This is a genomic window from Streptosporangium sp. NPDC000239, from assembly GCF_040300765.1.
GTDB lineage: Bacteria > Actinomycetota > Actinomycetes > Streptosporangiales > Streptosporangiaceae > Streptosporangium.
In genome coordinates this window covers 21,092-34,853 of sequence record NZ_JBEPEI010000018.1, presented here as the reverse complement: position 1 = coordinate 34,853, position 13,762 = coordinate 21,092, and the positions used below count along the sequence as shown (strand labels likewise).

Here is a 13,762-nt window from a genome sequence, read left to right as displayed (position 1 = left end):
GATTCTGTACAAATAATCCGGCATAGGGAATCTCAGTTAAAGAATTCCCCCGAGGCGTGCGTGTCCGGTGTGAGCCCGAATAACCACGGGTTATCACGGCTATGTGACGCACAGTACCCGAATCGTCGGCGCCATCGCCCTGCTGCTCCTGGCCGGATGCTCCACCGGTCCCGAACAGCGGGAGGCGGCTCCGCTCAAGCCGCTCACGGTCAAGGAGCAGGTCTCGTCCGTCGTCAAGAAGGACGGGGGGTACGTGGTGAACTGGGCCGGCGTGCTCGCCAACAGCAATCCCTGGCATTTCGGGGAGAACGTGGTGGCCACGGTGATCGCCAAGGACGCCGCGGGCAAGGAGATCATCCGGTTGCAGCAGCCCCTGGACGCCGTGCCGCCCGCCGGGCTGTTGCCGTTCAGCGGTGAGGTGGTCGCCACCGAGCAGCCGACCCGGGTCGACATCGACTACCGGCCCGCCGAGTGGCGGCTCGCCGGGCGGATCGTCTCGGCCTTCCAGCCGTTCCCGGTCACCGACGTGATGACCGTGCGCAGGGAGAACGGCTACGTGGTCGTCGGCTACGTCGGCACGCCGTACCGGCTGCCCGCGGGCAGCCTGGAGGTCACCGCGCTGCTGCGGGACAAGGACGGCAAGCTGCTCGGCGGCGGGAGCGCGTTCGTCGACGACGTCCGCTCGGACAGTACGCGGCGTTTCGTCATGCACATCGAGAGCGTCCCGAACACCAAGCAGATCGCGAAGGCCGAGGTCGAGGCGCACACCTGGGGGTCGAGCAGCCGTCCCTACGAGCAGCTCGCGCTGGGCGGCAGCGTGCCGGTACACACGGTCAAGCCGACGACGGCCGCCTTCGCCAGGGACCGGGGCAGGCAGGGAATGGCCGCGGGGGACGCCAGACCGTGACATTGGGCCTTTCGGGCATTTAGTGTGTTTCACCTTTTTGGTGGGGCTCCGGGTCTTCCGAGACCCGGAGCCCTTTTTTGTGCACGCTTTTCGATGTGATTTTTCCTGCTTTTCCGGCATTTTTAAAAGGCGGGGGAAATTTCGGGGAATGTGGGAGTAATGAAGGCTGGGGGAGAACCAGGGAGTCTGTGTGGGAAAGGTCCTTCTTCGGGCGTTGTTCCCGGCATTTTCCATGCCTGATGCGCCTGAGAGGAAATCCCACTGAACGACGCCGATCGCGTTATGTGTGTTACATGTGTGCGAAGAGTGACTATGGGGAATCTGGAGTCAAGCGAGCTGTCATGCAGTGACACATAGCGATATGCGCTGATTCGTTGGCGTCATGGGAGAGGTGAAATATGCACTCCGTACGCGGAAGGCGTTGTCACGTCGTCGCGGTGGTCTCCGGACTGGCATGCTGCCTGGTCGCGGGCGTGGAAGCCGGTTCAGGAGCCACGGCCTGGTCCCAGACCCGAACCGGCCCCACGGCCGAGGAGGTCGCCGAGGCGCGCTCCGCGGCCGTCGAGCGAAGTAAACAGTTGGACGACGCCACGGCCAGGCTGGACGAGGCCAGACGGCGTCTGGAGGAACTGGTCGCCCTGGAACGCGCGGGAGGGCCGGCCCCTGCGCCCTCGGCCCTCCCCGACGCCCCTGGCGCCTCCGCCGCAACGGCCGTGGGGCCGGACCCCGAGGTGGACGAGGACGAGATCCTGGCCCAGGCGCGGAACGTCGGCCCGGACGGCGAGAGCGGGACGACCGTCTCCGGATTCGGCCCTGACGTGGTCGGGCAGGCGGCCGAGGTGCGCAGGTTCAGCCTGGAACGCGCCCGGCTCAGGACAGAGGCCGAGACGGCGCTGACCACCGCGCAGCGACTGGTCGCCGAGCGGGAGGCGGCCAGGAAGAGGCGAAGGGCGGCCAAGGGGCGCTCCAGGGCGCGCGCGGCGGCCCAGAAGGCGCAGAAGGCCCAGCAGGTTCAGACGACCCAGGCCGTTCAGCCGGTCCAGACGACCCAGGTCGCCGCGCTCACGGAGCAGACACGCGGGAACGTCGTCGCGGACTGGGCGCTGACCCAGATCGACAAGCCCTACGTGTGGGCGAGTGCTGGACCGTCCGGCTACGACTGCTCAGGGCTCACCATGCAGGCCTGGGCCAGGGTCGGGGTCAAGATGGACCACTGGACGGGCACCCAGTGGACCGCGGGCAGGCACGTGCCGTACGACCGGCTGCAGCGTGGGGACCTGCTCTTCTTCGGCCGCGGTACCCGTAGACCCGCCGACATCCGGCACGTGGGCATCTACATCGGAAACGGCATGATGGTGCACGCCCCGCAGACCGGGGACGTGGTCCGGGTCGCGCCGATGTGGCGCAAGGACCTCATCGGCGCGACCCGCCCCGCCTGAGGGCGCGGACCCGCAGTGTCAGACAGGCGGCGGATCAGTGCTGGTGGCCGGCCTCCTCGGCGCGCTTGATCGACCGCGCGATCTCCTCCTCGGCCTCGACGCGGCCGACCCAGTTGGCGCCCTCGACCGACTTGCCGGGCTCCAGGTCCTTGTAGACCTCGAAGAAGTGCTGGATCTCCAGGCGGTCGAACTCGGGGACGTGGTGGATGTCGCGGATGTGCTCCATCCTCGGGTCGGTCGCCGGGACGCACAGCACCTTGTCGTCACCGCCCTTCTCGTCCGTCATGCGGAACATCCCGACCGCGCGGCACTTGATCAGGCACCCCGGGAAGGTCGGCTCCTGAAGCAGCACCAGAGCGTCGAGGGGGTCTCCGTCCTCGCCGAGGGTGTCCTCGATGAAGCCGTAGTCGGCGGGGTACTGCGTGGAGGTGAACAGCATCCGGTCGAGCCTGATGCGGCCGGACTCGTGGTCCACCTCGTACTTGTTCCGTTGCCCCTTGGGAATCTCAACGAGAACGTCGAACTCCACCGCGTGTTCCTCCGCTCAAGCCCCCGGGCACCCCCGGATGGGCGTTAATGTCTCGTAGAAGTATCGAATGATGAGAGGTCGGCGACATAATGCGGCGCGAGCGGGGGGTGGCCTTGGTCACTCTCGTCTTGCTGCAACTGTTCGTCGTCGCGGCCGGCGCTCACCTGCTCACCAGCGACGAGCTGACTGAGAAGGCGCCCGAACCGGTCGCTTCGGCAGAGCCGCCTCCACCCGTCCCGGTCATCACCGCGGGTCCGGTGCTGGCCGCGCGGGGGAACGGACCTCTCCCTGCCAAGGGTACTTTGGCGGCGAAGCTCACCGAGGCGTTGGGGGACCCCGCACTGGGCGACAGCGTCGGCGCCGCGGTCGTCGACGTCGAGACCGGCGCCCTGCTCTTCGGCAGCGGAGCCGAGACGGGCGTGACCCCGGCCTCGACGACCAAGGTCGCGACCTCCGTCGCGGCGCTGGCCTCCCTGGGCCCCGACGCCACGATCAGCACCCGCGTCGTGCGCGGCCCGACGTCGAAGTCGATCACCCTGGTCGGCGGGGGCGATCCCACGCTGAGCGCCAGGAAGGCTCCCGGCGTCTACCCCCAGCCCGCCTCGCTGGCCGCCCTGGCCATGCGTACGGCCAGGGCGCTCAAGGCGACCGGGATCACCGCGGTGAACGTCACCTACGACGACAGCCTCTACACCGGCCCGAGAACCGCCCCGACCTGGAAGCCCGGCTACGTGCCCGAGGGCAGCGTCGCCCCCGTGACGGCGCTCGCGATCGACGAGGGCAAGGTCGCGCCGGGCAGCCACCAACGGGTCTCCGACCCCTCCCGTACGGCATACGCCACGTTCGTCTCGTTGCTGACGAAGTACGGCGTGAAGGCCGCCAAGGTCACCAAGGCCAGGGTCAGGGCGCCCAAGGAGGCCCAGGAGATCGCCAGGGTCGACTCGGCTCCGGTCTACGCCCTGGTCGAACGGGCTCTGACGCTCAGCGACAACGACCTCACCGAGGCCCTCGCCAGGCAGGTGGCCCTCAAGGAGGGCAGGCCCGCCTCCTTCGAGGGGGCGGCGCAGGCCGTGCTCGGGGTGCTCGGCAGGCTGAAGCTGGCCCAGGGGGTGCGGGTCTTCGACGGCTGCGGCCTGTCCCCGAGGAACCGCATCGCCCCGGCCGCCCTGGCCAGGCTCGTCGCCGCGGCCACCTCCCCGGCCAACCCCCACCTGCACTCGGTGATCAGCGGCATGCCCGTCGCCGGGTTCACCGGCACGCTGGGGCACCGCTTCGTCAAGGACGACGCGGTCCACGGCCTCATCCGCGCCAAGACCGGCACCCTGGACGGGGTCAACGCGCTGGCCGGGACGACCGTGACACGCGGCGGACGCCTGGTGACCTTCGCCTTCATGGCCGACAAGGTCCCGCCCGGCTGGGGCAAGGCGGAGGCGGCCCTCGACAGGCTCGCCGCCATCGTCGCCGCAGGCTGATTGACGACACTGACCGCGCGGGCGGTACGGATACCACGTACGGTGGACGGTATGCAGGTGATCGACTGGGACCTTGCCGTCGCGACCGGAACGCGCCTGGTGCGCCCCGGGCCGCAAGTGAGCCGAGAGGAGGCCCGCAGGGCGGTCGCCGAGCTGCGGCAACTCTCCAGAATCGCCGAGGGACACGTCCGCGAGTTCACCCGGATCGACACCGAGACCGCGCCCGTGGCCGCGACCGTCGTCGACCGGCCGGGCTGGATCAAGGCCAACGTCGAGGGCTTCCGGGTGGTGCTCGAACCGCTGACCCAGCGGATGGCCGCCCGCAAGGAGCAGACGCCCGCGATCGTGACCGCGGTCGGCTCCCGCATCACCGGGGTCGAGGTCGGCGCGGTGCTGGCCTTCCTGGCCTCCCGCGTCCTGGGGCAGTACGAGCTGTTCCTGCCCCCCGACCCCTCGGGCAGGCAGCCCGCGGGCCGTCTGACGCTGGTGGCGCCCAACATCGTCCACGCCGAGCAGGAGCTCGACGTCAACCCGCGTGACTTCCGGCTGTGGGTCTGCCTGCACGAGGAGACCCACCGGGTGCAGTTCACCGGTGTGCCCTGGCTCAGGGAGTACGTCCGCTCCCAGATGACGGACTTCCTGCTCGCCTCCGACATGGACCTGAGCACGCTCCTCGACCGGCTCCGCTCGGCGGCCGACGCGGTCGCCGACGCCGTCAGGGGCGGCGAGGGCAACCTGATCGACGCGATCCAGACCCCCGAGCAGAAGGAGATCCTCGACCGGCTCACCGCGGTGATGACCCTGGTCGAGGGGCACGGCGACTACGTGATGGACGCGGTCGGCCCCGCCGTCGTGCCGACCGTCGCCGACATCCGCGCCAAGTTCCAGCACCGCCGCGAGGGTGGCTCCCGGCTCGACCGCACGGTCCGCAAGCTGCTCGGCGTCGACCTCAAGATGAAGCAGTACGCCGAGGGCTCGACCTTCGTCCGCACGGTCGTCGAGCGGGTCGGGATGGACGATTTCAACAAGATCTGGACCTCCCCGCAGACGCTTCCGACCCAGGACGAGATCGGCGACCCCGGCCGCTGGATCGCCAGGGTCGTCGGCACCCGGGCCCTGCCCGGCGCCAACGGCACCGCCGTCGCCCCGGAGGAGGGCCCGGCGGCCTGACGGGCCCTTCCTGAGTCCTCCCCGGGCCCCGCCTGGAGTGCTCCCGGGCCTCGCCTGGAGTGCTCCCGGGCCTCGCCTGGAGTGCTCCCGGGCCCGGCCTGGAGTGCTCCCGGGCCCGGCCTGGAGTGCTCCCGGGCCCGGCCTGGAGTGGGAGAGGCGTCACAGGGCGGACAATGGCGGGCATGGGTCCGCCTCCCGCCGTCGCCGACGTCCGCCGGGCCGTACGGCTCGCGCTGGACGGCACGGCGCCGGGCTCTCTCGTGCTGGTCGCGTGCAGCGGCGGCGCCGACTCCCTGGCGCTGGCCGCGGCGACCGGTTTCGTCGCCCCCCGCGCGGGGCTGCGCGCCGGACTGCTCACCGTCGACCACGACCTGCAGCCCGGCTCCGACGACCGCGCCCGTGACCTCGTACGGCTCGCCCCCTCGCTGTGCCTCGACCCGGCGGAGGCGGTGCGCGTCCGCGTCGGGACGGAAGGGGGGCCGGAGGCGGCGGCCAGGCAGGCGAGATACGCCGCGCTGTCCGAGGCCGCAGAGCGCCTCGGGGCGGCGGCCGTGCTCCTCGGACACACCAGGGACGACCAGGCGGAGACCGTCCTGCTCGGCCTGGCCAGGGGGAGCGGCACCCGCTCACTGGCCGGGATGCCGGCGCGGGCGGGGCTGTACCTGAGGCCGCTGCTCGGGCTGGGCAGGCGGACGACCGCGGCCGCCTGCGCGGGGATGGGGCTGAGCCCCTGGGAGGACCCGCACAACCGCGATCCCCGCTACACCCGGGTCAGGGTCAGGACCCGGCTGCTGCCCGCCCTTGAGGACGAACTGGGGCCCGGCGTCGCCGAGGCGCTCGCCAGGACCGCCGACCTGTGCCGGGACGACGCCGACGCCCTTGACGGCTGGGCCGGACGGGCGTACGCGGAGGCGGTCGCCCGGGGCGCGGGCGATTCAGCTCTTAGCGATATCGCGGACGAACCCGGGGCGGTGGTGCTGGCCGTACGGGAGGTGGTGGATCTACCCTCCGCGGTGCGGCGCCGGGTGCTGCGCAGGGCGGCGATCGAGGCCGGATCGCCGCCGGGGACGCTCGCCGCCGCCCACGTCCTCCAGGTGGACCGCCTGGTCACCGCGTGGCGGGGGCAGCGCCGCGTAGAGGTCCCCGGAGGGATTGGGGTGGTGCGCCGGTATGGCACCCTGGTGTTCGCCAGACACCCAGCAAGCCCCATCTCGTAAGGAAAAATCCCAGGTGGACGCAGCCGACATGGGCAAGGACCTCGAAAGGGTCCTCATCACCGAAGAAGAGCTCCAGGCAAAGATCAAGGAGCTGGCGGGCCGCATCGACGAGGACTACGCGGGAGGGGACCTGCTGATCGTGGGCGTGCTCAAGGGCGCGGTCATGGTCATGGCCGACCTGGCGAGAGCACTCCACCTGCCGGTCCAGATGGACTGGATGGCGGTCTCCTCCTACGGCGCGGGCACCAAGACCTCGGGCGTGGTCCGGGTTCTCAAGGACCTGGACACCGACATCGCCGGGCGGCACGTGCTGGTCGTCGAGGACATCATCGACTCCGGCCTGACCCTTTCGTGGCTGGTGCACAACCTGAAGTCCCGAAACCCCGCCTCGGTGGAGATCTGCGCGGCTCTGCGCAAGCCGGACGCGGTCAAGGTGCCGCTCGACGTGAAATACATCGGATTCGACATTCCGAACGAGTTCGTGATCGGTTACGGCCTCGACTACGCAGAGCGATACCGCAATCTTCCCTTCATTGGGACCCTCGCGCCCCATGTGTATGGGGCCAGCTGAAAAAGTACGCCCTGGGCGAAGTCTGCCCCTCCTGCGTACGACATTCGCCATAGGGGAGGGGAACACACGCCCACCTGACGTACGTTGGTAGGGCAAAGCCGGTGCTGTCCGGGCGGTTACTCCGTGCGGCACACCGGTGTACCTTCGGACGATCAAGAGGGCGGCTTCGCCCGCCAACTCTTGGTCGTCAGTTGGAGCGGTTAGGGAGACCGCGAGCCCCGGGCTCCGTCCGGGGTTGCCAGGCCATGGTCAGGAAGGGACGGGCCCGCCGGGGTTCCGCATCGGATGGATCTCAAGCGATTTACACGTGGGCCACTGCTGTGGATCCTGGGCATCGTCGTGCTGCTCCTGCTCGTCACCACGATGTGGAACAGCGACGGCAGCATCGACAAGGCCGACACCTCACAGATCGTCAGCTGGATCAACGAGGGCAAGATCTCCAATGCGAAGGTCATCGACAAGGACCAGCGCATCGAGGTCACTCTGACCGACGGTAAGCGCTACTACTCCTCGTGGGTGACCGGCCAGGGTGTCCAGCTCACCGGCCAGCTCCAGGCCGCCAAGGACGCCGGGAAGCTCGCAAAGGGCTACACCGTCGACGTGCCGAGGGACAACTTCCTTCTCGGCCTGCTGATGAGCTTCCTGCCGATCGTCTTCGTCGTGCTGTTCTTCCTGTTCATCATGAACCAGATGCAGGGCGGCGGCTCCCGGGTGATGAACTTCGGCAAGTCGAAGGCCAAGCTCATCACCAAGGACACCCCCAAGACCACCTTCGCCGACGTCGCGGGCGCGGACGAGGCCATCGAGGAGCTCCAGGAGATCAAGGAGTTCCTCCAGGCCCCCGCCAAGTTCCAGGCCATCGGCGCCAAGATCCCCAAGGGCGTCCTGCTTTACGGCCCGCCCGGAACCGGTAAGACCCTGCTCGCCAGGGCGGTCGCCGGTGAGGCCGGGGTCCCGTTCTACTCGATCTCCGGTTCCGACTTCGTCGAGATGTTCGTCGGTGTCGGCGCCTCCCGGGTGCGCGACCTGTTCGAGCAGGCCAAGGCGAACGCTCCGGCCATCATCTTCATCGACGAGATCGACGCGGTCGGTCGTCACCGTGGCGCCGGTCTCGGCGGCGGTCACGACGAGCGCGAGCAGACGCTGAACCAGCTCCTCGTCGAGATGGACGGCTTCGACGTCAAGGGCGGCGTCATCCTGATCGCCGCGACCAACCGGCCCGACATCCTCGACCCGGCGCTGCTGCGCCCGGGGCGTTTCGACCGCCAGGTCACCGTCGACCGCCCCGACCTTGAGGGCCGCAAGGGCATCCTCAAGGTGCACGGCAGGGGCAAGCCGTTCGCCGAGGGCGTCGACCTCGACGTCATCGCCCGCCGGACGCCCGGCTTCACCGGTGCCGACCTGGCCAACGTGATCAACGAGGCCGCGCTGCTCACCGCCCGCGCCGACCAGAAGCTCATCACGATGGAGACCCTTGAGGAGTCCATCGACCGCGTGATGGCCGGTCCCGAGCGCAAGTCGCGCGTCATGTCGGACCAGGAGAAGAAGATCATCGCGTACCACGAGGGTGGACACGCCCTGGTCGCGCACGCGCTGCCCAACTCCGACCCGGTTCACAAGATCACGATCCTGTCCCGTGGACGCGCCCTCGGTTACACGATGACGCTGCCCATGGAGGACAAGTTCCTGGCGACCCGCTCCGAGATGATGGACCAGCTCGCGATGCTGCTCGGTGGCCGCACGGCTGAGGAGCTCGTCTTCCACGAGCCCACCACCGGCGCCTCCAACGACATCGAGAAGGCCACCTCCATCGCCCGCCGCATGGTCACCGAGTACGGCATGAGCGAGCAGCTCGGCGCCCGTAAGTTCGGCGCGGGCAACGCCGAGGTCTTCCTCGGACGTGAGATGGGTCACGAGCGCGACTACTCCGAGAAGATCGCCTCCGCGATCGACGAGGAGGTCCGCCGCCTCATCGAGTCCGCGCACGACCAGGCGTGGGAGATCCTCGTCGAGTACCGTGACGTGCTCGACAACCTGGTGCTCGAACTCATGGAGAAGGAGACCCTCTCCCGCGAGCAGGTGCTGCAGATCTTCGCGCCCGTCGTGGTCAAGGAGAAGCGCCCCTCCTATTCGGGGTACGGCAAGCGGCTGCCCTCCAACCGGCCGCCTATCCTGACCCCGAAGGAGCAGTCGGGTAACGGAGCGCTCCCCGCGGGCGCCGGGCACACCGACTCTGTGGTCCCCAGGGACGGGAACTGAGTGTGAGCGTCAATCCCCTCAAGGTCGACTCCGAAAGGCTGGAGAAGGCCGTCCGCGAGATCCTCTACGCCATCGGAGAGGACCCCGACCGTGACGGCCTCCGGGACACCCCGGCACGGGTCGCGCGAGCCTACGCGGAGCAGTTCGCCGGGCTCGGGCAGACCCCCGAGGACGTCCTGACCACGGTCTTCGACGTCGACCACGACGAGATGGTGCTCGTCAGGGACATCGAGGTCTACTCGACCTGCGAGCACCACCTGGTCCCGTTCCACGGTGTCGCCCACATCGGCTACATCCCCAACGAGAAGGGGCAGGTCACCGGCCTGTCCAAGCTCGCCCGCCTCGTCGACGTCTACGCCCGGCGCCCCCAGGTGCAGGAGCGGATGACCTCCCAGATCGCCGACGCGCTCATGAACGTGCTGGAGCCCAGGGGCGTCATCGTCGTCATCGAGTGCGAACACCTGTGCATGACCATGCGCGGTGTCCGCAAGCCCGGGGCGAAGACGATCACCTCGGCGGTCCGCGGCGACTTCCGCAGCAGCGACAAGACCCGCGCGGAAGCGATGGCCCTCATCCTCCGCTGATCTTTCCGCACCGAAGCCCCCGCCTCCTGGCGGGGGCTTCGGCGTTTCTCGGAGGCTTCGGCGTTTCTCGGGGGCGGAGGACGCCGATGTCAGGGGTCGTTGCCGGGGCGCGGGCCGGCCGGTGTCTCGAAAGGCCTGGCCCGGGGTCCCGGCTTCCCGGGTGATCGCCCATGTCGTTCCTTTGGCCGAGGCGCCTGACCCCCGGGTGTGGTTTTTGAATAAGCGGCGTGAGTCCTTTTCGCGATGGCCGTGACCGGGCGGGGTTTCCGGTTTCACGAAGGCGGCAACGGAGCCTCGGCCGTTCTAGTTGCTCCGACAACGTGAATATGTGTTTACCGTGATCACGTGAAGAACGAACCGCGTACCTACGTAGTCACAGGCGCCGCCTCCGGCATCGGCGCCGTCACAGCCGACCTCCTCGCCGCGGGAGGCGATCGGGTGATCCGCTGTGACCTGAACGACGCCGACGTGCTCGCCGACCTGAGCACGCGGGAAGGCCGGGAGCGGCTGGCCGAAGGCGTCGCCGCCGCCTCCGGTGGCACCGTGCACGGCCTGGTGGCCGTGGCCGGGGTCGGCGACCTGAGCCCGGCCCCCGTACGGGTGAACTTCTTCGGCACCCTCGCCACACTCGACGCGGTCCGGCCGTTCCTGGCCCGCTCGGAACGGCCCCGCGCCGTCGTCGTCTCCTCGCTGGGCGCCATCGTCGCGGCGGACGAGGGCCTGGTCGAGGCCTGCCTGTCGCTGGACGAGGAGGCCGCGGCCGAGGAGGCGGCCAAGATCGTCGAGGCCGGGAACGGCCAGACCGTCTACACGTCGAGCAAGCTGGCGCTCAACCGGTGGTTGCGCCGCGCCGCGGTCGGTCCCGACTGGGCGGGCGCCGGTATCCCGCTCAACGCCGTCGCCCCGGGCGTCGTGGACACCGAGACCGCCAGGAGGTTCGTCATCGACGACCCGGCCGCCAGGGAGCTGATAGAGGCCCTGATGCCGCAGCCACTGGGCTTCCCCGGCCCCGTCGAGGCCGTCGCCTCGCTGCTCGCCTGGACGGTGAGTCCCGGCAACGCGTTCATGACCGGGCAGATCCTCTACGCCGACGGCGGCGCCGAGGCCGTGCTGCGCCCCTAGAGTTCGCGGATACGGTTCTGACCCGGTAGGAACCGTGTCCGCGCCGGGCGTATCTCGGCCGTGGCGGTGTGAACGACCTGGGCTGAGCCGGCAGCCCCATGCCTCGAATCCCGAAATATGGCCTTAAGTCTTTTTCTAAGGTGACTAGTGCATCAACAGGTGGCCCCGGCGGAATCGTTCGCCTTCGAGGGGTTCGCGGAGCATTCGGCCTATTTCGAGGAATCCGGCGTCGGTGGCCAGTTTCGCGAGGTCGTCGATCGGCCATCGGTAGGCCGTCGTCACCTTGTGGTCGAACGGTGTGACCGGATCGCCCTCCGACTCGAAGAAGCCGAGCAGCAGGTGCCCGCCGGGCGCGAGCACCCGCCGGAACTCGGCGAAGTACGCGGGCACCTCCCTGGGCGGGACGTGGATGATCGAGTACCACGACAGGACGCCCCGCAGCTCGTCGTCGGCCAGGGCCAGGGCGTCCATGGAACCGACCTCGAACCGCATGTCCGGATACGCCTCACGGGCGATGTCGATCATCACCGGTGACAGGTCGACGCCGAAGACGTCCACCCCCAGGTCTCTGAGGTGCGCGGACGTCCGCCCCGGACCGCATCCCAGCTCGGCGACGGGGCCGGCGTCCCGTACGAGCTCGGCGAACACGGCGAGCACCGCGCGGTCGAGCGGAAGGGGGTCGAGGTAGTTCCTGGTGAGTTCGGTGTAGAGGACGGCGACGGCGTCGTAGGCGTTCGCCGTCGTGTCGAGGTATGAGGAGGATTCGGCCACGGGCACCAGAGCCTATGAGGCTTCGCCGTCGCCTGGTAGGGCTTCGGCGTAGCGGCGGGCGAGGGTGCGGATGTGGGTGACGAGTTCGGGTGGCCCGTCGACGCGGAAGTCCATCATCAGCATGCTGAGGTAGACGGCGATGGTCTCCAGGGCGTCGGCACCGGTGACGAGGACGCTGGTGTGGGCGTCGACGGCCTCGACGATGCCGACGGCCGGGTTGATGCGGGCGATCACGGTCTCGGCGGGGGCCAGGACGGTGACACGGGCGTGGACCTTCCAGCCGGTCCGCGCGACCTCGCGCAGGACGAAGGCGACGAGGTCGTCGTCGGGCAGGGAACGGGCGGCGAAGTGGCGGGACGCGGACCGGACACGGGCCAGGCCGGCGACGGGCAACGCCCGCCAGGCGTGCGCGCCGAGGTCGTAGGCGACCAGGAACCAGCGGCGGCGCCAGCTGATCAGGCGGTAGGGCTCCACCTCGGTCTCGGTGCCGTCGCGGGTCACCAGCAGGGTCACGCCGTCACGGATCGCGGCCGCGACGACGGTGAGGATGGCGGCGGGCACCGGGGCGTCCGGCTCGCGGGAGCCGACCGTGGCGGGCCCGACCGCGGTGGCGGAACGCAGGGCGGTCACCTTGCGCTGCAGGTGTCTCGGCAGGATCTGCTGGAGCTTGGCGAGCGCCCGGGTGAGGCTGGCGTCGATGTCCTCGATCCCGGTCGATCCGTCCTCGGCCAGGCCGACGGCCAGCGCGACGGCCACCGCCTCGTCGTCGTCGAGCAGCAACGGAGGCATCTTCGCGCCCTGCCCGAGCCGGTATCCGCCGACCGCCCCGCGTGTGGCGTGCACCGGGTAGCCGAGTTCGCGAAGGCGCTGGACGTCCTGCCGCAGCGTGCGTTCGGCGACACCGAGGCGCTCGGCGAGTTCACGGCCCGTGTGGGACCGGTCCTGCAGCAGGGACAGCAGGCGCAGCACCCGGGCCGTCGTCGAAGCCATTGATCCCTCACCCCCGGCAGTAATTAGGCATAAAACTAGCCTAATGGGCCCATAGGCTGATGTCACAGGCAAGGAAGAGACCGAAGGGCAAGATCATGAACGTCACCGTCACCTCCCTGCGGCCCGTCTGGCGTGAGATGCTGGCCGCCTCGTACCGGGCGCTGGAGAACAGCGTCGCGGGTGTGCGGGACGGCGAATGGGACAACGCGACTCCGTGCGCGGAGTGGACGGTCACCCAGGTGATCCAGCACGCCGCGGGCGACCAGCTCGCCTACGCGAAGATGCTCGGCGTCGGAGACGGTCCGGCCTACGACCCCTTCACGCCCTCAGGAGCCGTCGACGGCACCGCGGCGGAGCTGGTGGGGGACGCCGTCGAGAGGACCGGCGCGGCGTGGGCGGCGGTGCCCGACGACAGCGAGAGCGTCCCGACGCCGCTGCCGCACGGTGAGCTGCCCACCCCGGTCGCCGCGGTGATGTGCGCGCTCGACGCCGCCGTGCACGCGTGGGACATCGCGATCGCCACGGGCAGGCCGTCCCCGCTCGACGACGAGCTCGCGGGCCACCTTCTCGCCGCCGCGCGGGAGATCGTCGAACCGCTGCGCCAGTGGGGGGCCTACGGCCCCGTGGTCGAGGCCGTAGGCGGACCCTCCGCCACCCCGGTCGTCGACGACCTGCTCCGCTACCTCGGCCGTGTCCCGCGCTGACGGTGTGGTGGCGGGATTGTCGGTGGC

13 protein-coding genes are annotated in these 13,762 nt (G+C 69.6%); 10 read left to right on the top strand and 3 right to left on the bottom strand.

Features of this window, described 5'->3' with window-relative positions:
* Positions 1–103: 103 nt before the first annotated feature.
* On the top strand, positions 104–907 hold the full coding sequence (locus tag ABT340_RS32950; RefSeq protein ID WP_352014788.1) for a hypothetical protein: 804 nt from the start codon (positions 104–106) through the stop codon (positions 905–907).
* 398 nt (positions 908–1,305) lie between these two features.
* Positions 1,306–2,346, top strand: coding sequence for a C40 family peptidase (locus ABT340_RS32945; protein ID WP_352014787.1), 1,041 nt, complete (start codon positions 1,306–1,308; stop codon positions 2,344–2,346).
* Between the two features lie 34 nt (positions 2,347–2,380).
* On the opposite strand, the gene ABT340_RS32940 is transcribed toward ABT340_RS32945, so the two are convergent.
* Positions 2,381–2,875: an inorganic diphosphatase gene (locus ABT340_RS32940; protein ID WP_352014786.1), complete on the bottom strand. Its 495-nt coding sequence runs from the start codon at positions 2,873–2,875 to the stop codon at positions 2,381–2,383.
* 107 nt (positions 2,876–2,982) lie between these two features.
* Here ABT340_RS32940 and dacB point away from each other — a divergent pair, with 107 nt between their 5' ends.
* The 7 genes from dacB to ABT340_RS32905 all read left to right on the top strand — a co-directional run bounded on the left by dacB (position 2,983) and on the right by ABT340_RS32905 (position 11,270).
* Positions 2,983–4,347, top strand: a complete 1,365-nt coding sequence (dacB, locus tag ABT340_RS32935; RefSeq protein WP_352014785.1) for a D-alanyl-D-alanine carboxypeptidase/D-alanyl-D-alanine endopeptidase — start codon at positions 2,983–2,985, stop codon at positions 4,345–4,347.
* A gap of 51 nt (positions 4,348–4,398) precedes the next feature.
* On the top strand, positions 4,399–5,517 hold the full coding sequence (locus ABT340_RS32930) for an Rv3626c family coenzyme F420 biosynthesis-associated protein (RefSeq protein WP_352014784.1): 1,119 nt from the start codon (positions 4,399–4,401) through the stop codon (positions 5,515–5,517).
* 173 nt (positions 5,518–5,690) lie between these two features.
* A complete protein-coding gene (gene tilS / locus ABT340_RS32925) occupies positions 5,691–6,734 on the top strand; it encodes a tRNA lysidine(34) synthetase TilS (RefSeq protein ID WP_449343611.1) in 1,044 nt (347 codons plus the stop codon).
* Between the two features lie 13 nt (positions 6,735–6,747).
* Positions 6,748–7,305, top strand: coding sequence for a hypoxanthine phosphoribosyltransferase (hpt, locus tag ABT340_RS32920; protein WP_352014782.1), 558 nt, complete (start codon positions 6,748–6,750; stop codon positions 7,303–7,305).
* Between the two features lie 285 nt (positions 7,306–7,590).
* Positions 7,591–9,564 carry an ATP-dependent zinc metalloprotease FtsH gene (gene ftsH / locus ABT340_RS32915; protein ID WP_352014781.1) on the top strand — a complete coding sequence of 658 codons (1,974 nt, stop codon included), beginning with the start codon at positions 7,591–7,593 and terminating at the stop codon, positions 9,562–9,564.
* A 2-nt stretch (positions 9,565–9,566) separates the two neighbouring features.
* Positions 9,567–10,148, top strand: a complete 582-nt coding sequence (folE, locus tag ABT340_RS32910; RefSeq protein WP_352014780.1) for a GTP cyclohydrolase I FolE — start codon at positions 9,567–9,569, stop codon at positions 10,146–10,148.
* 345 nt (positions 10,149–10,493) lie between these two features.
* On the top strand, positions 10,494–11,270 hold the full coding sequence (locus ABT340_RS32905; protein ID WP_352014779.1) for an SDR family oxidoreductase: 777 nt from the start codon (positions 10,494–10,496) through the stop codon (positions 11,268–11,270).
* A gap of 144 nt (positions 11,271–11,414) precedes the next feature.
* Here ABT340_RS32905 and ABT340_RS32900 read toward each other — a convergent pair whose 3' ends face one another.
* Entirely contained in the window at positions 11,415–12,047 is a 633-nt protein-coding gene (locus ABT340_RS32900) for a class I SAM-dependent methyltransferase (protein ID WP_386188922.1), read from the bottom strand.
* A 6-nt stretch (positions 12,048–12,053) separates the two neighbouring features.
* Positions 12,054–13,031, bottom strand: a complete 978-nt coding sequence (locus tag ABT340_RS32895; protein ID WP_352014778.1) for a helix-turn-helix transcriptional regulator — start codon at positions 13,029–13,031, stop codon at positions 12,054–12,056.
* Between the two features lie 95 nt (positions 13,032–13,126).
* On the opposite strand from ABT340_RS32895, the gene ABT340_RS32890 reads away from it, so the two are divergent.
* Positions 13,127–13,735, top strand: coding sequence for a TIGR03086 family metal-binding protein (locus ABT340_RS32890; protein WP_352014777.1), 609 nt, complete (start codon positions 13,127–13,129; stop codon positions 13,733–13,735).
* Positions 13,736–13,762: the final 27 nt, after the last annotated feature.

Excerpts from the sequence above, each read along its gene's own strand:
- ABT340_RS32945 (WP_352014787.1), top strand. The coding sequence starts at position 1,306 with ATGCACTCCGTACGCGGAAGGCGTTGTCACGTCGTCGCGGTGGTCTCC.
- ABT340_RS32930 (WP_352014784.1), top strand. The coding sequence starts at position 4,399 with ATGCAGGTGATCGACTGGGACCTTGCCGTCGCGACCGGAACGCGCCTG.
- tilS (WP_449343611.1), top strand. The coding sequence starts at position 5,691 with ATGGCGGGCATGGGTCCGCCTCCCGCCGTCGCCGACGTCCGCCGGGCC.
- ftsH (WP_352014781.1), top strand. The coding sequence starts at position 7,591 with ATGGATCTCAAGCGATTTACACGTGGGCCACTGCTGTGGATCCTGGGC.
- ABT340_RS32895 (WP_352014778.1), bottom strand. The coding sequence starts at position 13,031 with ATGGCTTCGACGACGGCCCGGGTGCTGCGCCTGCTGTCCCTGCTGCAG.
- ABT340_RS32890 (WP_352014777.1), top strand. The coding sequence starts at position 13,127 with ATGAACGTCACCGTCACCTCCCTGCGGCCCGTCTGGCGTGAGATGCTG.